Origin of the sequence: Streptococcus gingivalis, from assembly GCF_035544715.1 — a bacterium.
GTDB classification, from domain to species: Bacteria; Bacillota; Bacilli; order Lactobacillales; family Streptococcaceae; genus Streptococcus; species Streptococcus gingivalis.
Map to the genome: position 1 here is coordinate 360,225 of NZ_JAYKTO010000002.1, position 22,712 is coordinate 382,936.

The window sequence follows — 22,712 nt, forward strand, 5'->3', positions numbered from 1 at the left end:
GATTCGCATGGGAGTAGGAGCAAAGTCGTTGCGCCTGCTCTCTTTTATCTAGCTTCTGTTTGCTGACCTTTGCCAAGATTTGGCGAAAAGCCGTTAAATTTTCTGACATTTATGATATAATGAGAAGACTACTAGTAAAGGAATGAAACAGTCATGACATTAGTTTATCAATCAACACGAGATGAAAAAAATACTGTAACAGCTAGTCAAGCCATTCTTCAAGGATTGGCGACAGATGGCGGTTTGTTTACTCCAGTCTCTTATCCTCAAGTAGAGCTGGATTTTGATACCCTCAAAGATGCTTCTTACCAAGAAGTGGCCAAGCTTGTTTTGTCAGCCTTTTTGGACGACTTTACAGCAGAAGAGTTAGACTACTGTATTTCTCATGCTTATGACAGCAAGTTTGATACCCCAGCTATTGCTCCGCTTGTCAAACTCGATGGACAATACAACTTGGAGCTCTTCCACGGTTCCACCATTGCCTTTAAAGATATGGCTTTGTCGATCTTGCCTTACTTTATGACAACAGCAGCTAAAAAGCACGGTCTGGAAAATAAAATTGTCATCCTGACGGCGACTTCTGGAGATACAGGAAAAGCTGCGATGGCAGGTTTTGCCGATGTTCCAGGAACAGAGATCATTGTCTTTTATCCAAAAGATGGTGTCAGCAAGGTGCAAGAATTGCAAATGACGACTCAAACTGGGGACAATACCCATGTCATCGCGATCGATGGAAACTTTGACGATGCCCAAACCAATGTCAAACACATGTTCAATGATGTGGCGCTTCGTGAAAAATTAGCAGCCAACAAGATGCAATTCTCATCAGCCAACTCTATGAACATTGGTCGTTTGGTGCCTCAGGTTGTCTATTACGTATACGCCTATGCGCAATTGGTGAAGACAGGCCAAATCACAGCCGGAGAAAAAGTCAACTTTACCGTCCCAACAGGAAACTTTGGAAATATCTTGGCGGCTTTCTATGCCAAACAAATCGGTCTTCCAGTTGGGAAATTGATCTGTGCGTCAAATGAAAACAATGTCTTGACAGACTTCTTCAAAACACATGTCTATGATAAGAAACGTGAGTTCAAGGTGACCACCAGTCCATCGATGGATATTTTGGTCTCTTCAAACTTGGAACGCTTGATTTTCCACTTGGTAGGCAATGATGCCACAAAGACCAAAGAATTGATGGAAAGCCTTGTTGCAACAGGTCAGTACCAATTGTCCAACTTTGATGCAGACATCTTAGATTTGTTTGCGGCTGCATACGCAGATGAAGCAGAAACTGCTGCAGAGATCAAGCGGGTCTATGAAGCGTCTGATTACATTGAAGACCCTCATACCGCCGTAGCATCAGCCGTTTATCAAAAATACCGGACCCAAACAGGGGATACTGCTAAAACAGTCATTGCCTCTACAGCAAGTCCTTATAAGTTCCCAGTTGTAGCAGTAGAAGCGGTGACAGGCGAGACAGGTCTAGGCGATTTCGAAGCCTTGGCTAAATTACACACACTCTCAGGTGTTCCTGTGCCACCGGCTGTAGACGGCCTTGAAACTGCACCGGTTCGCCATCGTACAAGCGTGGCAACCAAAGACATGCAAGCAGCCGTAGAAGACTACTTGGGACTTTAATTCTTCCTATTAGAAAGATCAAAAGAGCCGTTTGGCTCTTTTATATACGCATGAATTCATACAAAAAAATCTTAAATATCGCCCTTCCTGCCATGGGTGAAAATTTCTTACAAATGCTGATGGGCATGGTGGACTCTTATTTAGTGGCTCACCTGGGCTTGATTGCCATTTCAGGTGTTTCCGTCGCAGGGAATATCATCACGATCTATCAAGCCATCTTTTTGGCACTGGGTGCGGCAGTTGCCAGTGTTATGTCCAAAAGCTTGGGTGAAAAAAATCAAGCCAACATTGCCTACCATGCGACAGAGTCACTGAAGGTGACCTTGTTGTTGAGTGCTCTCTTAGGAGGGGCTTCGCTGTTATTTGGACGCCAGATGATTTCGCTGTTGGGGACTGAAGCTGCAGTAGCCGAAAGCGGGGGGATTTACCTTTCCTTGGTCGGCGGGACCATAGTTCTCTTAGGCTTGATGACGACCTTGGGCTCCTTGGTTCGGGTGGCCAACAATCCACGTATTCCTATGTATGTGAGCCTGTTGACCAATGTTTTGAATGCTTTATTCTCCTCTGTGGCCATTTTCCTTTTTGGCTGGGGGATTGTCGGTGCGGCCTTAGGGACAGTGCTGGCCCGTCTGGTGGGCGTCATCCTCTTGTGGCGAAAGGTCCAGCTACCCTTTGCACCTCTTCGTTGGGGATTGGATCGTAAGCTCTTGAACTTAGCACTTCCAGCTGCCGGAGAGCGGCTGATGATGCGGGCCGGAGATGTGGTGATCATTGCGATCGTGGTTGCTTTTGGGACCGAGGCAGTCGCAGGAAATGCTATCGGAGAGACCTTGACCCAGTTTAACTACATGCCTGTGTTTGGGGTGGCCACAGCGACGGTCATGCTCGTAGCACGGAGCTTGGGTGAAGGTGATCTTGAGCAGATTGCCCGCCTTCGAAAGCAGTCTTACTGCTTATCCTTTGTGTTGATGTTGCCCATTGCTCTGAGTATCTTTTTTGGTGGCACCCTTCTGACCCATCTCTACACACAAGATGTGAAAGCGGTAGAAGCTAGCCTGTCGGTTGTCCTCTTTTCTTTGTTGGGAACGCCCTTTACAGCAGGAACGGTCATCTATACAGCTGTTTGGCAAGGCTTGGGAAATGGGAAGCTTCCATTTTATGCAACGACGATTGGCATGTGGGTCATTCGAATTGGAGCCGGTTATCTGCTTGGAGTAACTCTTGGCTTTGGCCTTCCAGGGGTCTGGACTGGGACACTGCTCGACAATGGCTTTCGTTGGCTATTTTTGAGTCAGCTATATAGACGAAAAGTAGGAGAGAAGAAAAAATGACAAAACAAGCCTTTATTTGGGATTTGGATGGGACCTTGCTAGATTCCTATGATGCTATTCTGGCAGGTCTTGAGGAGACCTATGCAACTTATCAGCTTCCATTTGACCGAGCTAGCATTAAAGACTACATCTTGAAGCATTCGGTTCAAGATCTTTTAGTAGCCGTGGCGGAAGAGTATCATCTGGATGTGACGGACTTAAATCAGCGTCGAGCAGAAAGTCTAGCAGAGAAAAATGCCCAGGTCCTTCTGATGGATGGGGCGCGTGATGTCCTAGCCTGGGGACAAGAAGCTGGAATTGAGCAGTTTGTCTATACCCATAAGGGAGAAAATGCCTTTGTCATCCTGCGGGACTTGGGCTTGGAATCTTTTTTTACAGAGATTTTGACCAGTCAAAGTGGTTTTGCCCGCAAGCCTGACCCAGAAGCTGCCAGGTATCTGATGGAGAAGTACGGTTTGGAGCCCGAAAAGACCTACTATATTGGGGATCGGAGCCTGGATATTGACTTTGCAAGAAATAGCCAGATTCAGAGTATCAATTTCTTGGCGTCTGACTATCAAGGCAATCATCAGATGAACACCTTACTAGATATTCCAGTTATTTTAAACGCTGAAAAGAATCTGTAAAGAATTTGTTTTCATTTTGAAATAAAGTCGTAAGCTTTCTTTAAGAAATGTCCGCTATAATAGAAGCATAAACAAAGACCTCCTAACTTTGTTTAGAAAAATCCTAAAACTTTTCTTTTTCATAATAATCTCCCTAAGAGTCGCCAAATCAGGCGGCTTTTTTTGTGCGAAAAAACAGTGCAAGCTCTTTTCCTTGCCAGAGGATATGAAATATTTTATAATTGATTAGTCAATTATTGATTTATCAAAAATGAATAGAGGAAGGAATATGGCAGAAATAAATGATTTGCTCTACCAACTACGCTTGGCAGATCAATCAACTACGCAACTCTTTGAAAAGCGACTAGGGATTAGCTTAACGCGTTACCAAATCTTGCAGGATTTATTAGAACAAGCGCCTTGCAATCAGATCGCGGTTCAGGAACGTTTGCAAATTGATCCAGCGGCTTTAACCCGGCATTTCAAAATATTGGAAAAGGAAGGATTTGTCCATCGGAGTCGAAATCCAAAGAATCAGCGGGAAATCTTAATTCATTTGACGGATACGGCCTATAATCGTTTGGTCAAACATCCCCCTCGCCATCATGTGGCGGTGAAAGAACAGATGAGTCGGATTTTGACTGCTCAAGAACAAGAGCAATTTTCTTACCTGCTGGACAAATTAGTATCTGGCATTGAACAAATAACAGTTGAATAAAAAGGAGAATCTACGATGTCATTACTGACGATTATTTTAGCAAGTCTTGCTGCACTGGAGCATTTGTATATTTTTTATTTGGAGAGCATCAGAACCACATCTGATACCACCAGTCGGGTTTTCAACATGGATAAAGAAGAACTCGCTCGCCCATCTGTGACCTCTTTATTTAAGAATCAAGGGATATACAATGCCTTGATTGGTGTGTTCCTCTTGTATGGATTGTTTGTCTCTAAAAATAGTGAAGTTGTTACGATTTTTGTGCTCTTTATTATTGGAGCTGCGGCCTACGGTGCGATGACAGCCAATAAAAAGATTATCTTGACCCAAGGTGGTCCTGCAATTTTAGCTTTATTGAGTATCCTATTGTTGGGATAAAAAGGACGAGCCGCTAGGGCTCTTTGAGCTGATTTTATTAAATAAGTATAGAAAAAAGTATAAAAAAAGACTAAAAATTTTATTGACTTTCTAAGAAAAAGGGTTATAATGGTAGCAACAGAAAAGTAATGAGTCAGCTATTTTCAGGGAGCTTGTGGGAATTGTGAACAAGCAATAGCGACTGATGAAAATTGGACTGTTATGATCAATGAATTCTAACCCATGTGAATTCGGTTGGCACCCCTTACCGTGCAACTCCTTGATAGAGGAGATAGAGATGTAGGGAAAGACCAGCTATTTTTCCCTATAAAAGAGGTGGCACCGCGGACACTACGCCCTCACACAGTTTTTGTGTGAGGGCTTTTCTATGTGCCTTAGCAAGCGAAGCGAGCTTAGGCACATTGATCCCAAAGCGAGAATTGAGCGATGGGATACCCTTGATAGCCTTAGCAAGCGAAGCAGGGTGCGGTTGAATTCCTTAGAATAAAAGAGAGGTTTCTGATATGAAAAAAGTTTTATCTGCTGATGTGTTGAGTCCAATTTTAGCTTATATGCGTTTGGATGCACCCCATAAAATGATCTTGGAGTCGATCCCTCGTGAAAAAGAGAACGCGCGTTTTTCAATTGTAGCCTATCGGCCGGTCAGTGAAGTCAAGTTTGAACATGGCGTTCTCTATTACAATGATCAAATTGTTGAAGAGGATCCTTTGGACTTTTTGAACCGCATCACGGTCAAAACGAAAACTTCCGAAGAACTCCCTTTTAACGGTGGGGCGATTGGATTTGTCGGCTATGACTTGATTGGTCTCTATGAGAACATTGGCTCCATTCCTGAAGATACGATCGGCACACCAGATCTTCACTTTTTCTTATATGAGAGCTATGTGATTTTTGATCACAAAAAGGAAAAGGTCTATGTGGTGGAAGAGAACCTCTATAGTGGGCGAAGTGAAGCAGAGCAAGCGTCGAGTCTGGAGCAAGTGTTAGAGCAGTTGGCAAGACCTGCAAAGGAAGAGTTTCAGGACAAGGATCTACATGCGCTTCATTTCCACAATCATTTGGAGCAAAAAGAGTTTGAAGAAATGGTGGCCCTAGCGCGGGACTATATTCGAAAAGGAGATATGTTCCAATGCGTGCTCAGTCAACGTTTTTCAGCTGATTTTTCAGGAAAACCATTGGATTATTACCGCAATTTGCGCGTGACCAACCCTTCGAATTATCTCTACTTTTATGATTTTGGGGAGTACCAAATTATCGGGGCCAGTCCAGAAAGTCTGGTGTCAGTCAAGGACCGAGTGGTGACAACTAATCCCATTGCTGGTACACGTCCCAGAGGGATTGATGAAGAGGCTGATCGGCAATTGGCAGCTGAGTTGACAGGGGATCCAAAAGAAGTCGCAGAACACCGGATGTTAGTGGATCTAGGGCGAAACGATATTGGACGTATCGCTCAAAATGGATCAGTTGAAGTGACCAAATATATGGAAGTGGAATTCTTCCGTTATGTCATGCACCTGACGAGTGTAGTCAAGGGACAATTACTTCCTGGACTAGCCTCCATTGAGGCTCTGAAGGCAACTCTTCCAGCTGGGACCGTTTCGGGTGCTCCTAAGATTCGAGCCATGAAGCGGATCTATGAGGCAGAAAAAGAGAAACGAGGAGTCTACGCAGGTGCTATTGGCTATCTCTCTGTGACGGGGAATCTCGATTTTGCTATTGCGATCCGAACCATGATCCTCAAAAATAAGAAGGCTTATGTGCAGGCCGGAGCAGGAATCGTTTATGATTCGATCGCTGAAAATGAATACCAAGAAACCGTCAATAAGGCAAAATCGATGACAAGGATTGGAGAAGAAGGATGATTTTATTAGTCGATAATTACGATTCATTTACCTACAATTTAGCACAGTATATCGGAAAATTTGATGAGGTCCAGGTGCTTCGAAATGATGATCCGGATTTGTACCAGGTTGCCCAAGAAGCAGATGCCTTGGTCTTTTCTCCAGGTCCAGGTTGGCCAAAGGATGCGGGCAAGATGGAGGAGATGATCCGAGATTTCGCGGGGGTCAAACCAATCTTGGGGATCTGCTTGGGACATCAAGCGATTGCAGAAGTTTTTGGAGGGCGCTTGGGATTGGCGCCACAGGTCATGCATGGCAAACAAAGCCAGATCCAGCTAGAAGCTCCCTCTCCTCTATACGCGGGTGTCGCAAAAGAAGTCCCAGTCATGCGCTACCATTCGCTGACGATTGAAGACATGCCAGAGGATTTTGTCATTACCTCTCGGACGACGGATGATCAAGCAATTATGGGAATTCAACACCGCAGCTTACCGATTTATGGTTTCCAATACCATCCAGAAAGTATCGGGACGCCAGATGGGCTCAAGACCATCGAAAATTTTGTCAAACTAGTCAAGGAGCGGAAGATGAAACAAGTGCTTGCAAAGGTAGCGGAAGGAATAGATTTAACCAGCGCAGAATTAGAAGCGGCCATGGAGGAAGTTGTCGCTGGTCGTGCTTCAGAAGCGCAGGTGACGGCCCTACTTTTAGGCCTCAAAATGAAGGGAGAAACGGTTGAAGAGCGGACGGCTATTGCAAAAGTGATGCAGGCTTATGCAGTCGCTATTCCTACAGAGGTTCAAGGAGCGATGGACAATTGTGGAACTGGGGGCGATCGTTCTTATAGTTTCAATATTTCAACAACAGCTGCCTTCGTCCTTGCTGGTGGTGGTGTCAAGATGGCGAAACACGGAAATCGCTCGATCTCTTCCAAATCTGGTTCTGCAGATGTCCTAGAAGCTCTAGGGATTAACCTTGATTTGGGTCCAGAAGATTTAGGTCGAGTGTTTGAAAAAGCGGGCATTGTCTTTCTATTTGCCAAAAATCTGCATCCTGGCATGCGCTATATTATGCCAGCTCGCTTGGCGCTAGGAGTTCCAACGGTGATGAATTTGACCGGTCCTCTCATTAATCCGATTCCTCTAGAAACCCAGCTATTGGGAACCAGTCGTCCGGATATGTTGGAAAGTACAGCGGAGATTCTAAAAAATTTGGGTCGAAAACGCGCAGTGGTAGTGAGTGGCCCACAAGGTTTGGACGAGGCAGGCCTTGATGGAGAAACCCAGCTCGCTATTTTGGAAAATGGACAGGTTACCTTATCCAGCTTTCAACCAGAAGATATGGGAATGGAGCGCATCGAAATTGACCAAGTACGTGGTGGAGACGCTAAACGCAATGCAGAAATTTTGCTCAGTGTCTTGAAGAATGAAGCGAGTCCCTTTTTAGAGGTGACGGTCTTAAATGCTGGCCTTGGTTTTTATGCTAACGGCAAGGTAGATTCTATCAAGGAGGGGATTGCCTTGGCACGGGAAGTGATTGCCAGTGGAGCTGCCCTTGAGAAATTGAGATTATTACAGGAGTATCAAAAATGAGTCAAGAATTCTTACCAAAGATTCTAAAGGAAAAGGCGCGTGAAGTGGCTGTGATGAAAGAAGAGGAGCTCCAACCTTTGCGCGAGACTTACCGCTTGTATGATTACCTAAAGAGTCATCCAGAAAAGCTTCAGGTCATCGCAGAGGTGAAAAAGGCTAGTCCGAGTCTGGGAGATATTCATGTCGATGTGGATATCGTCGCGCAGGCGAAGACTTACGAAGAAAATGGGGCTGTGATGATTTCTGTCTTGACCGATGAAGTATTTTTCAAGGGCAGTATCGAGTATCTCCGGGAAATATCTAGTCAAGTACGTATCCCCACCCTCAATAAAGATTTCATTGTGGATGAAAAGCAAATAATTCGGGCGCGAAACGCAGGGGCGACCGTGATCTTGTTGATTGTTGCAGCCTTATCAGAGGCTCGTCTGAAGGAGCTCTATGAGTTTGCGACCCATCTTGGTCTAGAGGTCTTGGTGGAGACCCATAATCTGACAGAACTAGAGGTAGCTCACCGGATTGGGGCTCAGATCATAGGGGTCAACAATCGCAACTTGGTGACCTTTGAGACAGATCTCCATACTAGCCTTGAATTGGCGACCCATTTTGAACAAGAACCGGTCTACATCTCTGAGTCTGCTATTTTTACAGCAGCAGATGCGTGCATGCTCGCTCCTTATTTTAATGGCATTCTCGTTGGGACAGCCCTCATGAAGGCAGGCAATGTGGCTGAAAAAGTAAAGGAGTTGCAGATTGACAAAAGTTAAAATTTGCGGATTATCTACTCCGGAAGCCGTGCAGACCGCTGTTGAAGCCGGTGCGGACTACATTGGTTTTGTCTTTGCACCAAGCAAACGGCAAGTCACGTTGGAGCAAGCTCGGCAGTTGGCTACAGGGATTCCAAAGGGGGTTCAAAAAGTCGGTGTTTTTGTATCCCCGCAAAGAGAAGAAGTGGAGAAAGCTTGCCAAGTTGTGGGCTTGGATCTGATACAAGTGCATGGACCGATGGATGATGCCATCTTGCAAGAGTTTCCCCAACAAACGATTCGCGCTGTTCAAGTGGGGAAAGATGCAGCACTTCCTGACACCAGTGCCGACTATCTGCTCTTTGATGCTCCTGTAGCAGGAAGTGGGGAGACGTTTAACTGGCAAAAGCTCGAAACCCAAAACTTCACAAAGCCCTTCTTTATTGCAGGAGGCTTGACGGAAGACAATGTAGCAGATGCCATTCGCTTCTTTCATCCTTATGCGGTGGATGTATCCAGTGGGGTCGAGACAAATGGAATAAAAGATCAAGAAAAGATAAAACGATTTATAGAAAGGGTCAAGCATGGCATATAAACAACCAGATAAAAACGGATTTTACGGGCGGTTCGGGGGACGATTTGTCCCTGAAACCTTGATGACAGCAGTTTTAGAATTAGAAGAAGCCTACAGAGAAAGTCAAGCAGATCCTTCTTTTCAAGCAGAATTGGATCAGCTTCTGAAACAATATGTCGGTCGGGAAACACCGCTCTATTACGCTAAGAATCTAACCAAGTATGTCGGTGGAGCCAAGATCTTTCTTAAAAGAGAAGACCTCAACCACACAGGGGCTCATAAAATTAATAATGCCCTAGGACAGGTTTTATTGGCACACCGAATGGGTAAAAAGAAGATCATCGCAGAAACAGGAGCCGGACAGCACGGTGTTGCAACGGCAACAGCCGCTGCTTTATTTGATATGGAATGTACCATCTACATGGGGGAAGAAGATGTCAAACGCCAAGCCCTTAATGTCTTTCGGATGGAGTTGTTGGGGGCAAAGGTTCAATCGGTAACAGATGGATCGCGTGTTCTCAAGGATGCAGTCAATGCTGCCCTTAGAGCCTGGGTAGCAAATGTGGAGGATACCCACTATATCATGGGTTCTGCTCTAGGACCTCATCCATTCCCAGAAATTGTCCGTGATTTTCAAAGTGTCATCGGTCGAGAAGCCAAACGTCAATTTGCAGAGCAAAATGACGGGGCGCTGCCAGATGCCGTCCTAGCCTGTGTAGGAGGCGGATCGAACGCTATTGGCCTCTTTTATCCTTTTGTAGAGGATACAACTGTTGCTATGTACGGGGCAGAAGCGGCTGGCCTTGGGGTAGATACAGACCAGCATGCAGCAACCTTGACCAAGGGACGTCCGGGAGTCCTTCACGGAGCCTTGATGGATGTGTTACAGGATGTGCATGGACAGATTTTAGAAGCCTTCTCGATTTCAGCAGGTCTCGATTATCCAGGGATTGGGCCAGAGCATTCTTATTTCCATGAAATCAAGCGGGCAACCTATGTGCCTGTGACAGACCAAGAAGCCCTAGAAGCTTTTCAATTGCTTTCAAAAGTGGAAGGAATCATTCCAGCCCTGGAATCGAGCCATGCTATCGCCTATGCGGTGAAATTGGCCAAGGAGATGGGACCTGAAAAATCCATGATCGTTTGCTTATCAGGTCGTGGGGACAAAGATGTGGTACAAGTCAAAGACCGCCTAGAACAAGAGAGAGGGGAGTAAGATGGGAAAGACCTTAACAGAGCATTTACAAGAGCTGAAAGACCAGCAGCAAGGGATCTTTGTTCCGTATATCATGGCAGGAGATCATGAAAAAGGCTTAGCAGGTTTGCAGGAAACCATCCAATTTTTGGAGGAGCTTGGTGTCTCAGCCATTGAAGTTGGTATTCCTTTTTCAGATCCAGTGGCAGATGGCCCTGTGATTGAAGAGGCAGGACTACGAAGTTTAGGCCATGGGACGACGACAGAGGGTCTGGTGCAAACGATCCAGTGTCTGGAGACAACTGTTCCTTTGGTCATCATGACCTATTTCAATCCCTTGTTCCAATATGGGCTCGAAAACTTCTTTAGAGATCTAGAAGGAACAGCTGTTAAAGGGGTGATTATTCCAGATCTTCCTCATGAGCATGCGGATCTGGTAGAGCCTCTGTTAGCGGATAAAGACATCGCTTTGGTGCCACTAGTGAGCTTAACCACAGGAATCGAGCGCCAGAAGAAATTGATCCAAGATGCAGAAGGTTTTATCTATGCTGTAGCGGTTAATGGAGTGACGGGGAAAGCTGGTAGCTATCGAGAAGATCTGGACCACCACTTGGCCCAATTACACGAAATAGCTTCGATCCCTGTTTTAACAGGTTTTGGAGTTTCCAGCATGGAGGATGTTCACCGTTTCAACAAAGTCTCAGATGGGGTTATTGTGGGGTCCAAAATCGTTAAGGCTCTCCACCAAGGAGAGACAGACGCTATCGCTTGTTTTATTTCTCAAGCAGTGAAGGGCTAGAAGGTTCATTCCATTCATCATCAGCTTGATTCTCCTAGATAAAGCTCTTTGTCTACTATTTTAAACATTCCCCTCGTTTGTCTTTACAAACGAGGGTTTCTCGTTACAATAGAGATAGTAACAAGAAAAGAGGAGAAGAGCATGATAAGCCTTGAAGAGATTGATCAAGTCATCCAGTTAGGTCCTTTTGAACCAACCTGGGCCTCTCTTAGCCATCAAGTCTGTCCAGATTGGTATTGGGATGCCAAATTTGGAATATTTATCCACTGGGGCGTCTATAGTGTACCTGCTTTCGGTTCGGAATGGTATTCGCGAAATATGTATATCCAAGGGAATCCTTGCTATGACTATCATCGAGCGCATTTTGGAGACCAGGCTAGCTTTGGCTACAAGGATCTCATTCCTCTATTTACAGCCGATCGCTTTGATCCGGCATCTTGGCTAGATCTCTTTCAAAAAGCGGGAGCCCAGTATCTTTTTCCAGTTGCGGAGCACCACGATGGTTTTCAGATGTATGCCTCTACTCTCTCGCCTTATAATAGCTTAGAAATGGGGCCGAGACGAGATGTCTTAGGAGAGCTGAGGGAGGAAGCAGAAAAACGTGGCCTGCACTTCTGTACGTCCTCTCACCGGGCAGAACACCAGTTTTTCTTTTCACATGGCAAGGAATTCACTAGTGACATTCCGCAAGAAGTCCCAAGAGACAGCCTTTATTGGCCAGCCGAGCCAGAGCCCAAGGATCATTTTGATCTGACTTCCAAGCCTTATCCAAGTAAAGAATTCTTGGAAGATTGGCTGTTGCGAACCTGTGAACTGGTGCGGGACTACCAGCCAGAGCTCCTTTATTTTGACTGGTGGATCCAGCATGAGAGTTTCCGTCCCTACTTGATGCGCTTTTTGGCTTATTATTACAATCTAGCAGCACAAGAGGATCGAAAGGTGGCTGTTTGTTACAAACAGGATGCCCTCCCTTTCGGTTCAGGAATCGTTGAGATGGAGCGGGGAGGATACGGAGAGACTCAAGCCTTTCCGTGGCAAATGGATACCGCGATCGCCCGTAACTCTTGGTGCTATACCCAGGATCTAGCCTACAAGACCAGTAAGGAATTACTACAAAATTTAGTCGATGTTGTGGCCAAAAATGGCAATCTTCTGCTCAATATTGGACCCAAGGCAGATGGCACGATCCCTGAGCAAGACCAAGACATCCTCACAGAGCTCGGGGACTGGCTGGCGGTAAATGGAGAAGCCATTTATCAGAGTCGGCCTTGGCGGGTGTCATCGGAAGGACCGACCGAGGCCCAGGAAGGTTCCTTCTCAGATGGAGAAGCACCACTCTATACCAGCCAAGATTTCCGCTATACCATGCGTGATGGCTTTCTTTATGCCATCCAGCTGGAACCAAGTGGACGGACGGAAGAGTTGACCTTGCCGTCTCTCGCCTATGACCTCAAGCAACCGAGAATTCTTCATGCGCGCATTCAAAAGCTAGAGCTCCTTGGAGAAAGTCAGCTCCTTTCTTGGAGCCGAGATGAGACAGGGCTCCATCTTCAGTTACCAGCTTGTAGGAAAAAACAACCGCGTGTTTTGCGCCTCAGCTTTTAGTTTTCTTGAAGCTTTCTATAAGGAATCGTTTAGGTTTCTCTTGTATACTGTACTCATCCAATAAGAAATGAGGTACAGAAAATGAAAATCTCAGTTAATTATCCAAAACGCTTTAAGAAATTGCCACAACAAGGTTCTTGTTACGGCGAATAAACACTTCTCTTCATTTTTCATAAGAAACTCCTAAAGAAGGCTCTACCCGAAAGGGTAGAGTTTTTATGTACCAGAGACCTTGTGATTCGTGGTATAATAAGCCTATGGAAAAAAAGAATAAATTACTACTCATCGACGGGTCTTCCGTCGCTTTTCGTGCCTTTTTCGCACTTTACAATCAAATTGATCGCTTCAAAAATGCCAATGGTCTGCATACCAATGCGGTCTATGGCTTTAACCTCATGTTGAGCCATCTATTGGAGCGCATCCAACCGACCCATGTCCTCGTTGCTTTTGATGCAGGAAAGACGACTTTTCGGACGGAGATGTATGCCGACTACAAAGGGGGCCGTGCAAAAACTCCAGATGAGTTCCGTGAGCAGTTTCCTTTCATTCGTGAGCAATTAGATCATTTGGGAATCCGTCATTATGAGCTGGCCCAGTATGAAGCGGATGATCTTATTGGAACGCTAGATAAGATGGCAGAAACTAGCTCGGTGCCATTTGATGTGACCATTGTCTCTGGGGACAAGGATTTGATCCAGCTGACAGATGACAATACGGTGGTGGAAATCTCCAAAAAAGGGGTAGCAGAGTTTGAAGAATTCACTCCAGCCTATCTCAAAGAAAAGATGGGACTGACACCCGAGCAGTTTATCGACCTCAAGGCCTTAATGGGAGATAAATCGGATAATATCCCAGGTGTGACTAAGATCGGAGAAAAGACAGGGATCAAACTACTCCTAGAGTACGGGTCTCTCGATGGTATTTACGAGCATATCGACGAGATGAAGGCTTCTAAGATGAAGGAAAACCTCATCAACGACAAGGAGCAGGCCTACCTATCCAAGACTCTTGCGACCATCGATACCAATGCGCCTATTGAAATTGGCCTAGACGATATCACCTATACGGGCCCTCATCTAGAAAATCTCGCCAAGTTTTATGAGGAGATGGGCTTCAAGCAACTCCGTCAGGCCTTGGATCTCAGTGGAGAAGAAGCGGCTCCTGTAGCCATTGACTATACAGAAGTCGAGCAGGTCACTTCAGATATGCTCACGGAAGATAGTTTCTTCCATTTTGAGATTTTTGGGGACAATTACCATACGGAACCCATCATCGGTTTCGCATGGGGGACCAAAGGTCAGCTCTACGCGAGTACAGATACTGGTCTTTTACAAACACCGATTTTCAAAGAATTTCTCGAAAAAACGCCCCTCAAGGTCTATGACTTCAAACGGGCCAAGGTCTTGCTCAGCCACTTGGGCATTCCCCTTCAAAATCCCGCGTTTGACAGTCGATTGGCTAAGTATCTCTTGTCGACCGTAGAGGACAATGAAATTTCAACCATTGCGAGTCTCTATAGTCAGATTGCGCTGCCGCTGGACGAAGTCGTTTATGGCAAGGGAGCCAAAAAAGCTATCCCAGAAAAGGCGGTCCTATTAGAACATTTGGCACGGAAAGTCGCTGTTCTACTGGATACCGAAGAGCCTATGATGGAGCAGTTGCAAGCCCATGACCAGCTGGATTTGCTCTATGATATGGAGCAACCACTAGCAGCTGTTTTGGCCAAGATGGAAATCGCGGGGATCAAGGTAGAGCGCCAGACCCTAGAAGACATGCAGGTGGAAAACGAAGTGGTTTTGGAGCGCTTGACCCAAGAAATCTACGAGCTTGCAGGAGAAGAGTTCAACATCAATTCTCCAAAACAATTGGGCGTCATCCTCTTTGAAAAATTGGAACTCCCTCTTGAATATACTAAGAAAACCAAAACCGGCTATTCAACAGCCGTTGATGTCTTGGAACGCCTGGCTCCTATCGCACCGATCGTGTCTAAGATTCTTGAATACCGCCAAATTGCTAAGATCCAGTCGACCTATGTCATCGGTCTTCAAGATTGGATTTTGAAAGATGGGAAGATCCATACCCGCTATGTACAGGATTTGACGCAGACAGGCCGTTTGTCCAGTGTGGATCCCAACCTGCAAAACATTCCTGTCCGTTTGGAACAAGGTCGTCTCATTCGTAAAGCCTTTGTCCCAGAAGAGGAAAACAGTGTCTTGCTGAGTTCGGACTATTCACAAATCGAACTGCGTGTCTTGGCCCATATTTCGGGAGATGAGCATTTGATAGATGCCTTTAAGCATGGGGCAGATATCCATACATCGACTGCTATGCGCGTCTTCAATATTGCAAAACCAGAAGACGTGACGCCGAATGACCGTCGCAATGCAAAAGCAGTAAACTTCGGTGTGGTTTATGGAATTTCCGACTTTGGACTGTCTAACAACTTAGGGATCAGTCGAAAAGAAGCCAAGGCCTACATTGAGACCTACTTCGAACGCTACCCTGGCATCAAGGACTATATGGAGAGAGTGGTGCGGGAAGCGCGTGACAAAGGCTATGTAGAAACCCTCTTCAAGCGTCGTCGGGAGATTCCAGATATCAATTCTCGCAACTTCAATGTTCGAGGCTTTGCGGAGCGGACAGCTATCAACTCACCAATCCAAGGATCTGCAGCAGACATCTTGAAAATTGCCATGATCCACTTGGACCAAGCGCTAGAAAGAGGAGCATACAAGACCAAGATGCTTCTTCAAGTGCACGATGAAATCGTTCTGCAAGTACCAAGTGATGAACTGACGGCGATCAAAGAACTCGTCAAAGAGACCATGGAATCCGCTATCGAACTTGCAGTACCACTGGAAGCCGATGAAAACGAAGGCAAGACATGGTATGAAGCCAAATAAGATTGAGTTTGTCCAAAACAGAAAGCGGTAGGAGACTTTTCAGTTCCCTACCGCTTTTAACGACAAACACTTGCAATGCCTTCCGTATTGTTATACTATTTAAAGAAAGGAAACGCATACAAAAGGAGATTCTTATGGCTTATTCATTTCGCAATCCTAGTGATGGCATTATCAAACATTACCTAGAAACCAGCAAGATCATCGCTGTAGTTGGATTATCTGATCGTGAAGACACAACCAGTCATCGTGTCAGTAAGGAGATGCAAGAGCGGGGCTATCGGATTATTCCTGTTAATCCTCGTGCAGCCGGTGGCCAGATTCTTGGAGAAACGGTGTATGCTAGCTTGCAGGAGATTCCTTTCCCAGTAGATATCGTCGATGTATACCGACGCAGTGAGTTTTTACCAGATGTGGCACGTGATTTTATTGAGACGGATGCGAAAATTTTCTGGGCACAATTGGAGCTGGAAAATCAAGAAGCAGAAGAAATCCTTCGTGGAGCTGGACGAGAAGATATCGTCATGAACCGCTGTATCAAACGGGAACACACCCGACTGATCTTAGGAGACTCCCTATACGGTTTATAAATGATAAACAATTGATCATAGAAGAAAACCCCAGCTTGCTGGGGTTTTCTTCTTACTCTTATTCAGTTTCATGGCTTGAATGGCCTGTAAAATGGCGCGGCCCTTGTTTGATCTGCTTGATTTGATCATAAAAGGCAATTTGGCAGTTGATAAAGTAAGGCATGGTATAAAAGCCGATGACATCGCGCGTGAAGTAATTCAAGAAGTACCAACCAATCAAGGTTAGATCGAGTACCAAGCGATTGCTGCGGAACCCTTTCATGGTTTCACGACTTTGGCGAAGGACTCCAAAGGCTCCCTTGTAGTCGCCGTCTCGTAATTGCTCATAGAGGATCAATTCGACCAAGCTGAGACTGTAGTATTGTGGCAGGTAAAAGAGGAGGCCAATCAGGCCAAGTATGACACCAGCAGTCATCAGAGGCATTTGTTGCATGAGAGATTGGAATTCAGGACTGGAAGCACTCAGAGTGCTAGGGTTGCTCACCTTATCGTAGATCGCTAAAAATCGAATGCTGGCGTAGGTGCTGATGAGACTCCCCACATAGAGGATGAGTCCCCATAAAAAGAGGACGGCTTGCTTCAAGATCAAGGTGGCAAATACAGAGGTAAAGCGATCTTGTTTAAAGATATCTAAGACACGTGTTCGGTGTTCGATCTTGGGATTAATCGTATCTAAATAGCTAAAAGTCGCACCAACCACTAAAATGGAGATGACAAAGGAGACGACAGAAGGAAAGAGTTGCCGCTGGATCATGTAGATACTTGCTTGCTGCAAGGTCATATCCGGTAGTAGATCGACCAGATCTTGCCCGCTTAAGAGAAAGTTAGCAAGAATGGTCAACAGGACCGGAAGAGCAAAAAGGATAGCTAAGCCCGGTTGCTGGACTTGCATGGTACGTGCCCGGAGGCGAATCAATTTAAGGTTCATAGATGACACTCTCTTCATAGTAGTACTTTTTATTATAACATAAGTCCGTGACAGAGCCGGTAAAATTTGGTACAATCGTACAGGTGCTCACAGGAAAACTGTGACAGGAATAAGAAGGCTGGGACTGTTTTTCCCAGTACGGAGGTAACCATGACAGATTCACCGATTCAATATCGATTAATCAAAAAAGAAAAGCATACAGGTGCTCGTCTGGGAGAAATTATCACCCCTCACGGGACCTTCCCAACCCCAATGTTTATGCCTGTAGGGACTCAGGCAACCGTTAAGACCCAATCGCCAGAAGAACTCAAGGAAATGGGTTCCGGCATTATCTTGGCCAACACCTACCATCTCTGGCTTCGTCCCGGGGACGACTTGGTCGCAAAAGCAGGAGGACTGCACCAGTTCATGAACTGGGACCAGCCGATTTTGACAGATAGTGGAGGCTTCCAAGTCTATTCATTAGCGGATACCCGCAACATCACCGAAGAAGGGGTAACCTTTAAAAACCACCTCAACGGCTCGAAGATGTTCCTATCTCCAGAAAAGGCCATCTCCATCCAAAACAATCTAGGAAGCGACATCATGATGTCCTTTGATGAATGCCCTCAGTTCTATCAGCCCTATGATTATGTGAAAAAATCAATCGAACGGACCAGTCGTTGGGCAGAACGTGGCCTAAAGGCTCACCGTCGCCCTCATGATCAAGGTCTTTTCGGGATTGTCCAAGGGGCTGGATTTGAAGACTTGCGCCGTCAGTCTGCTCAAGATTTAGTCAGCATGGACTTCCCAGGCTATTCCATCGGTGGCTTAGCTGTTGGGGAAAGCCATGAAGAGATGAATGCCGTGCTTGATTTCACTACTCCGCTCTTACCAGAAAACAAGCCACGCTATCTCATGGGAGTAGGAGCTCCAGACAGTCTGATTGATGGCGTTATTCGTGGAGTGGACATGTTTGACTGTGTCTTGCCGACGCGGATTGCGCGAAATGGTACCTGTATGACTAGCCAAGGTCGCCTAGTAGTGAAAAATGCGCAATTTGCAGAAGACTTTACACCGCTGGATCCCGAATGTGATTGCTACACTTGTAAGAATTACACCCGAGCTTATCTTCGCCACCTCCTCAAGGCAGATGAGACCTTCGGCATTCGCTTGACCAGCTACCACAACTTGTATTTCTTGATCAGCCTCATGAAGCAGGTCCGTCAAGCCATCATGGATGACAATCTCTTAGAATTCCGTGAGCATTTCGTCGAAAAATATGGCTATAACAAGTCAGGACGGAATTTCTAGAAATAGATAAATAGGAAGAAAAAAGACTACAGCCATCTGAGAATAATAGAAATAACTGCTAGACGCAGTGGTTGATTGGTATCTTTGTTCGCTTGTTAAGCTCCAAAGATAACCTAATCAACTGTGCGGGGGCGAGACGACGAACAAATTGGATATAAATTTGTTCTGTCTCGCTCCCTTTTTCCTATATAATAGCAACTTTTTTAGCACGCTTTTTCTTTCGAAAACACTTTCATCAAAAAAACGAAAAAAATCTTCTCAAATCCCTTGCATTGGGCCTTTGTTTGTGTTAAACTACTATGGTGCTGTGAAAAACAGCTATTAGCTTTGATGCAAGAGGTTGCGACACGCTCGGTTGCATTGCCACGCAACGCGCGTCGGTTTTCTTGTGGAGCTAGCCTATTATCTTAAATAGACGAAAAGGAGAAAAAGATGGCAAACAAAAAAATCCGCATCCGTTTGAAAGCGTACGAACACCGTACACTCGACACAGCGGCTGCAAAAATCGTAGAATCAGCTACTCGTACAGGTGCACAAGTTGCGGGGCCAATCCCACTTCCAACTGAACGTAGCCTCTACACAATCATTCGTGCGACTCACAAATACAAAGATTCTCGCGAACAATTCGAAATGCGTACACACAAACGTTTGATCGACATCATCAACCCAACTCAAAAAACAGTTGACGCTTTGATGAAATTGGATCTTCCAAGTGGTGTAAACGTAGAAATCAAACTTTAATCTAAAGCTTGATCTAGAGCATAAAAAACGCTCGTTAAAAACTTTTTGAATAAAAAACTATAGAAAAGGAACTATTTTCTCATGACAAAAGGAATCTTAGGGAAAAAAGTGGGAATGACTCAAATCTTCACTGAAGCTGGCGAATTGATCCCTGTAACAGTTATCGAAGCAACTCCAAACGTTGTTCTTCAAGTTAAAACTGTTGAAACAGATGGTTACAACGCTATCCAAGTTGGTTTCGATGACAAACGCGAAGTATTGAGCAACAAACCTGCTAAAGGACATGTAGCAAAAGCTAACACGGCTCCTAAGCGCTTCATTCGTGAATTCAAAAACGTTGAAGGCTTGGAAGTTGGTGCTGAAATCACAGTTGACACTTTCGAAGCTGGAGACATTGTTGATGTAACTGGTACTTCTAAAGGTAAAGGTTTCCAAGGTGTTATCAAACGCCACGGACAATCACGTGGACCAATGGCTCACGGTTCTCGTTACCACCGTCGTCCAGGTTCTATGGGACCTGTTGCACCTAACCGCGTATTCAAAGGTAAAAACCTTGCAGGACGCATGGGTGGCGATCGTGTAACAATTCAAAACCTTGAAGTTGTACAAGTTGTTCCAGAAAAGAACGTTATCCTTATCAAAGGTAACGTACCAGGTGCTAAGAAATCTCTTATCACTATCAAGTCAGCAGTTAAAGCTGGTAAATAATAAGGAAAGGGGAATACAGTCAAAATGGCAAATGTAACATTATTCGACCAAACTGGTAAACAAGCGGGCGAAGTTGTTCTTAACGATGCGATCTTTGGTATCGAACCAAACCAAGCAGTTGTATTTGATGTGATCATCAGCCAACGTGCTAGCCTTCGTCAAGGAACTCACGCAGTTAAAAACCGTTCAGCCGTTTCAGGTGGCGGACGCAAACCATGGCGTCAAAAAGGAACTGGACGTGCTCGTCAAGGTTCTATCCGCTCTCCACAATGGCGTGGTGGTGGAATCGTCTTCGGACCAACTCCACGTAGCTATGCGTACAAACTTCCTCAAAAAGTTCGTCGCCTTGCACTTAAATCTGTTTACTCAGAAAAAGTTGCTGAAAACAAATTTGTAGCCGTTGATTCTCTTGAATTTACAGCTCCAAAAACTGCTGAATTTGCAAAAGTTCTTGCAGCTTTGAGCATCGATTCTAAAGTCCTTGTTATTCTTGAAGAAGGAAATGAATTCGCAGCTCTTTCAGCTCGTAACCTTCCAAACGTGAAAGTTGCGACTGCTACAACTGCAAGTGTTCTTGACATCGCAAATAGTGACAAACTTCTTGTTACTCAAGCAGCTATCTCTAAAATCGAGGAGGTTCTTGCATAATGAATTTGTATGATGTTATCAAAAAACCTGTTATCACTGAAAAGTCAATGGCTCAACTTGAAGCAGGCAAATATGTATTCGAAGTTGACACTCGCGCTCACAAACTTTTGATCAAACAAGCTGTTGAAGCTGCGTTTGAAGGTGTAAAAGTTGCGAATGTGAACACTGTAAACGTAAAACCTAAAGCAAAACGCGTTGGACGTTACACTGGTTTTACTTCAAAAACTAAAAAAGCTATCATCACGCTTGCAGCTGATTCTAAAGCAATCGAGTTGTTTGCTACTGAAGCTGAATAATCTAAGGAGGAAATATCGTGGGAATTCGTGTTTATAAACCAACAACAAACGGTCGCCGTAATATGACTTCTTTGGATTTCGCTGAAATCACAACAAACACACCTGAGAAAACTTTGCTTGTTTCTCTTAAAAACAAAGCAGGTCGTAACAACAACGGTCGTATCACTGTTCGTCACCAAGGTGGTGGACACAAACGTCATTACCGTTTGATCGATTTCAAACGTAACAAAGATGGAGTTGAAGCAGTCGTTAAAACGATCGAATACGATCCAAACCGCTCAGCTAACATCGCGCTTGTACACTACACTGACGGTGTGAAAGCTTACATCATTGCCCCTAAAGGTCTTGAAGTAGGTCAACGCATCGTATCAGGACCAGAAGCAGATATCAAAGTCGGAAACGCTCTTCCACTTGCTAACATCCCAGTTGGTACTTTGATCCACAACATCGAATTGAAACCTGGTAAAGGTGGAGAATTGGTACGTGCTGCTGGAGCTTCTGCTCAAGTATTGGGTTCTGAAGGTAAATATGTACTTGTTCGTCTTCAATCAGGCGAAGTTCGTATGATTCTTGGAACTTGCCGTGCTACAGTTGGTGTTGTCGGAAATGAACAACATGGACTTGTTAACCTTGGTAAAGCGGGACGTAACCGCTGGAAAGGTGTTCGCCCTACAGTTCGTGGTTCTGTAATGAACCCGAATGATCACCCACACGGTGGTGGTGAAGGTAAAGCACCAGTTGGACGTAAAGCGCCATCTACTCCTTGGGGTAAACCTGCGCTTGGTCTTAAAACTCGTAACAAGAAAGCGAAATCTGACAAACTTATCGTTCGTCGTCGCAACCAAAAATAATCATAAGCAACTAGCTTACACTTTCCGCCAGCTCGGTAGCGCTGCCTAGCAGCGCAAGCCGCTGTGGTACTAAATTTTAAAGGAGAAAATTACAAAATGGGACGTAGTCTTAAAAAAGGACCTTTCGTCGATGAGCATTTGATGAAAAAAGTTGAAGCTCAAGCAAACGACGAAAAGAAAAAAGTAATTAAAACTTGGTCACGTCGTTCAACGATCTTCCCAAGTTTCATCGGATACACTATCGCAGTTTATGATGGACGTAAACATGTACCTGTTTACATCCAAGAAGACATGGTAGGTCACAAGCTTGGTGAATTTGCACCAACTCGTACTTACAAAGGTCACGCGGCAGACGACAAGAAGACACGTAGAAAATAAGGAGAACATAAATGGCAGAAATTACTTCAGCTAAAGCAATGGCTCGTACAGTGCGTGTTTCACCTCGTAAATCACGTCTTGTTCTTGACAACATCCGTGGTAAAAGCGTAGCCGATGCCATCGCTATTTTGACATTCACACCAAACAAAGCTGCAGGGATCATCCTTAAAGTGTTGAACTCAGCAGTAGCAAACGCTGAAAACAACTTTGGTTTGGAAAAAGCTAACTTGGTAGTATCTGAAGCATTCGCAAACGAAGGACCAACAATGAAACGTTTCCGTCCACGTGCGAAAGGTTCAGCTTCACCAATCAACAAACGTACAGCTCACATCACAGTAGCTGTTGCAGAAAAATAAGGAG

Annotated in this window: 23 protein-coding genes and 1 pseudogene; 23 read left to right on the forward strand and 1 reads right to left on the reverse strand. The window is 45.1% G+C overall.

What is annotated here, in order from left to right:
• Nucleotides 1–153: 153 nt before the first annotated feature.
• From thrC to SM122_RS08140, 15 genes and pseudogenes are all read left to right on the forward strand, one after another.
• Nucleotides 154–1,638, forward strand: coding sequence for a threonine synthase (gene thrC / locus SM122_RS08070; protein ID WP_155127581.1), 1,485 nt, complete (start codon nt 154–156; stop codon nt 1,636–1,638).
• Nucleotides 1,639–1,688: 50 nt separating this feature from the next.
• Entirely contained in the window at nt 1,689–2,969 is a 1,281-nt protein-coding gene (locus tag SM122_RS08075) for an MATE family efflux transporter (protein WP_195327426.1), read from the forward strand.
• Nucleotides 2,966–3,595 (forward strand): HAD-IA family hydrolase, encoded by a 630-nt coding sequence (locus tag SM122_RS08080; protein ID WP_195327425.1) that lies wholly within the window; start codon nt 2,966–2,968, stop codon nt 3,593–3,595. The genes SM122_RS08075 and SM122_RS08080 overlap by 4 nt, the downstream gene beginning before the upstream one ends.
• A 268-nt stretch (nt 3,596–3,863) precedes the next feature.
• Nucleotides 3,864–4,292 (forward strand): MarR family winged helix-turn-helix transcriptional regulator, encoded by a 429-nt coding sequence (locus SM122_RS08085; protein ID WP_003009542.1) that lies wholly within the window; start codon nt 3,864–3,866, stop codon nt 4,290–4,292.
• Nucleotides 4,293–4,307: 15 nt separating this feature from the next.
• Nucleotides 4,308–4,670 (forward strand): DUF1304 domain-containing protein, encoded by a 363-nt coding sequence (locus SM122_RS08090; RefSeq protein WP_003009544.1) that lies wholly within the window; start codon nt 4,308–4,310, stop codon nt 4,668–4,670.
• Between the two features lie 503 nt (nt 4,671–5,173).
• On the forward strand, nt 5,174–6,532 hold the full coding sequence (trpE, locus tag SM122_RS08095) for an anthranilate synthase component I (RefSeq protein WP_195327423.1): 1,359 nt from the start codon (nt 5,174–5,176) through the stop codon (nt 6,530–6,532).
• Nucleotides 6,529–7,089: pseudogene (locus SM122_RS08100) on the forward strand (aminodeoxychorismate/anthranilate synthase component II); the annotation flags it as partial. The gene trpE and the pseudogene SM122_RS08100, both read left to right, overlap by 4 nt.
• Before the next feature lie 9 nt (nt 7,090–7,098).
• Nucleotides 7,099–8,103, forward strand: a complete 1,005-nt coding sequence (gene trpD / locus SM122_RS08105; protein WP_229042392.1) for an anthranilate phosphoribosyltransferase — start codon at nt 7,099–7,101, stop codon at nt 8,101–8,103.
• Nucleotides 8,100–8,867, forward strand: a complete 768-nt coding sequence (trpC, locus tag SM122_RS08110) for an indole-3-glycerol phosphate synthase TrpC (RefSeq protein ID WP_195327419.1) — start codon at nt 8,100–8,102, stop codon at nt 8,865–8,867. The genes trpD and trpC overlap by 4 nt, the downstream gene beginning before the upstream one ends.
• On the forward strand, nt 8,854–9,441 hold the full coding sequence (locus SM122_RS08115) for a phosphoribosylanthranilate isomerase (protein ID WP_324737951.1): 588 nt from the start codon (nt 8,854–8,856) through the stop codon (nt 9,439–9,441). Before trpC ends, SM122_RS08115 begins: the two co-directional genes overlap by 14 nt.
• Complete coding sequence (gene trpB, locus SM122_RS08120) at nt 9,431–10,636, forward strand: tryptophan synthase subunit beta (protein ID WP_195487695.1); 1,206 nt, start codon at nt 9,431–9,433, stop codon at nt 10,634–10,636. The genes SM122_RS08115 and trpB overlap by 11 nt, the downstream gene beginning before the upstream one ends.
• A gap of 1 nt (nt 10,637) precedes the next feature.
• Entirely contained in the window at nt 10,638–11,414 is a 777-nt protein-coding gene (trpA, locus tag SM122_RS08125) for a tryptophan synthase subunit alpha (protein ID WP_195487694.1), read from the forward strand.
• Between the two features lie 141 nt (nt 11,415–11,555).
• Nucleotides 11,556–13,019: an alpha-L-fucosidase gene (locus SM122_RS08130; RefSeq protein WP_195487693.1), complete on the forward strand. Its 1,464-nt coding sequence runs from the start codon at nt 11,556–11,558 to the stop codon at nt 13,017–13,019.
• Between the two features lie 257 nt (nt 13,020–13,276).
• Nucleotides 13,277–15,922 carry a DNA polymerase I gene (polA, locus tag SM122_RS08135; RefSeq protein ID WP_324737952.1) on the forward strand — a complete coding sequence of 882 codons (2,646 nt, stop codon included), beginning with the start codon at nt 13,277–13,279 and terminating at the stop codon, nt 15,920–15,922.
• 134 nt (nt 15,923–16,056) lie between these two features.
• A complete protein-coding gene (locus SM122_RS08140) occupies nt 16,057–16,509 on the forward strand; it encodes a CoA-binding protein (protein WP_021154247.1) in 453 nt (150 codons plus the stop codon).
• A 58-nt stretch (nt 16,510–16,567) separates the two neighbouring features.
• On the opposite strand, the gene SM122_RS08145 is transcribed toward SM122_RS08140, so the two are convergent.
• Complete coding sequence (locus SM122_RS08145) at nt 16,568–17,437, reverse strand: DUF975 family protein (RefSeq protein WP_049515054.1); 870 nt, start codon at nt 17,435–17,437, stop codon at nt 16,568–16,570.
• Between the two features lie 150 nt (nt 17,438–17,587).
• Between SM122_RS08145 and tgt the strand changes: the two genes are divergently transcribed.
• The 8 genes from tgt (at nt 17,588) to rplV (ending at nt 22,708) form a co-directional block, all read left to right on the forward strand.
• The gene (gene tgt / locus SM122_RS08150; RefSeq protein ID WP_049515053.1) at nt 17,588–18,730 is read left to right on the forward strand and encodes a tRNA guanosine(34) transglycosylase Tgt; all 1,143 of its coding nucleotides are present in this window, start codon (nt 17,588–17,590) and stop codon (nt 18,728–18,730) included.
• Nucleotides 18,731–19,162: 432 nt separating this feature from the next.
• Nucleotides 19,163–19,471 carry a 30S ribosomal protein S10 gene (gene rpsJ / locus SM122_RS08155; RefSeq protein WP_003009585.1) on the forward strand — a complete coding sequence of 103 codons (309 nt, stop codon included), beginning with the start codon at nt 19,163–19,165 and terminating at the stop codon, nt 19,469–19,471.
• Between the two features lie 81 nt (nt 19,472–19,552).
• Nucleotides 19,553–20,179, forward strand: coding sequence for a 50S ribosomal protein L3 (gene rplC / locus SM122_RS08160; RefSeq protein ID WP_003010846.1), 627 nt, complete (start codon nt 19,553–19,555; stop codon nt 20,177–20,179).
• A 24-nt stretch (nt 20,180–20,203) separates the two neighbouring features.
• On the forward strand, nt 20,204–20,827 hold the full coding sequence (gene rplD / locus SM122_RS08165; protein ID WP_003009591.1) for a 50S ribosomal protein L4: 624 nt from the start codon (nt 20,204–20,206) through the stop codon (nt 20,825–20,827).
• Nucleotides 20,827–21,123 carry a 50S ribosomal protein L23 gene (locus SM122_RS08170; RefSeq protein ID WP_003009593.1) on the forward strand — a complete coding sequence of 99 codons (297 nt, stop codon included), beginning with the start codon at nt 20,827–20,829 and terminating at the stop codon, nt 21,121–21,123. The genes rplD and SM122_RS08170 overlap by 1 nt, the downstream gene beginning before the upstream one ends.
• A gap of 17 nt (nt 21,124–21,140) precedes the next feature.
• Nucleotides 21,141–21,974: a 50S ribosomal protein L2 gene (gene rplB / locus SM122_RS08175; protein ID WP_000512900.1), complete on the forward strand. Its 834-nt coding sequence runs from the start codon at nt 21,141–21,143 to the stop codon at nt 21,972–21,974.
• Between the two features lie 96 nt (nt 21,975–22,070).
• Nucleotides 22,071–22,352, forward strand: a complete 282-nt coding sequence (gene rpsS, locus SM122_RS08180) for a 30S ribosomal protein S19 (protein WP_000533766.1) — start codon at nt 22,071–22,073, stop codon at nt 22,350–22,352.
• An 11-nt stretch (nt 22,353–22,363) separates the two neighbouring features.
• The gene (rplV, locus tag SM122_RS08185) at nt 22,364–22,708 is read left to right on the forward strand and encodes a 50S ribosomal protein L22 (protein ID WP_000818139.1); all 345 of its coding nucleotides are present in this window, start codon (nt 22,364–22,366) and stop codon (nt 22,706–22,708) included.
• Nucleotides 22,709–22,712: the final 4 nt, after the last annotated feature.

Coding starts and splice junctions, on each gene's coding strand:
- thrC (WP_155127581.1), top strand. CDS start 154: ATGACATTAGTTTATCAATCAACACGAGATGAAAAAAATACTGTAACA.
- SM122_RS08075 (WP_195327426.1), top strand. CDS start 1,689: ATGAATTCATACAAAAAAATCTTAAATATCGCCCTTCCTGCCATGGGT.
- SM122_RS08080 (WP_195327425.1), top strand. CDS start 2,966: ATGACAAAACAAGCCTTTATTTGGGATTTGGATGGGACCTTGCTAGAT.
- SM122_RS08085 (WP_003009542.1), top strand. CDS start 3,864: ATGGCAGAAATAAATGATTTGCTCTACCAACTACGCTTGGCAGATCAA.
- SM122_RS08090 (WP_003009544.1), top strand. CDS start 4,308: ATGTCATTACTGACGATTATTTTAGCAAGTCTTGCTGCACTGGAGCAT.
- trpE (WP_195327423.1), top strand. CDS start 5,174: ATGAAAAAAGTTTTATCTGCTGATGTGTTGAGTCCAATTTTAGCTTAT.
- trpD (WP_229042392.1), top strand. CDS start 7,099: ATGAAACAAGTGCTTGCAAAGGTAGCGGAAGGAATAGATTTAACCAGC.
- trpC (WP_195327419.1), top strand. CDS start 8,100: ATGAGTCAAGAATTCTTACCAAAGATTCTAAAGGAAAAGGCGCGTGAA.
- trpB (WP_195487695.1), top strand. CDS start 9,431: ATGGCATATAAACAACCAGATAAAAACGGATTTTACGGGCGGTTCGGG.
- trpA (WP_195487694.1), top strand. CDS start 10,638: ATGGGAAAGACCTTAACAGAGCATTTACAAGAGCTGAAAGACCAGCAG.
- SM122_RS08130 (WP_195487693.1), top strand. CDS start 11,556: ATGATAAGCCTTGAAGAGATTGATCAAGTCATCCAGTTAGGTCCTTTT.
- polA (WP_324737952.1), top strand. CDS start 13,277: ATGGAAAAAAAGAATAAATTACTACTCATCGACGGGTCTTCCGTCGCT.
- SM122_RS08140 (WP_021154247.1), top strand. CDS start 16,057: ATGGCTTATTCATTTCGCAATCCTAGTGATGGCATTATCAAACATTAC.
- SM122_RS08145 (WP_049515054.1), bottom strand. CDS start 17,437: ATGAACCTTAAATTGATTCGCCTCCGGGCACGTACCATGCAAGTCCAG.
- tgt (WP_049515053.1), top strand. CDS start 17,588: ATGACAGATTCACCGATTCAATATCGATTAATCAAAAAAGAAAAGCAT.
- rpsJ (WP_003009585.1), top strand. CDS start 19,163: ATGGCAAACAAAAAAATCCGCATCCGTTTGAAAGCGTACGAACACCGT.
- rplC (WP_003010846.1), top strand. CDS start 19,553: ATGACAAAAGGAATCTTAGGGAAAAAAGTGGGAATGACTCAAATCTTC.
- rplD (WP_003009591.1), top strand. CDS start 20,204: ATGGCAAATGTAACATTATTCGACCAAACTGGTAAACAAGCGGGCGAA.
- SM122_RS08170 (WP_003009593.1), top strand. CDS start 20,827: ATGAATTTGTATGATGTTATCAAAAAACCTGTTATCACTGAAAAGTCA.
- rpsS (WP_000533766.1), top strand. CDS start 22,071: ATGGGACGTAGTCTTAAAAAAGGACCTTTCGTCGATGAGCATTTGATG.
- rplV (WP_000818139.1), top strand. CDS start 22,364: ATGGCAGAAATTACTTCAGCTAAAGCAATGGCTCGTACAGTGCGTGTT.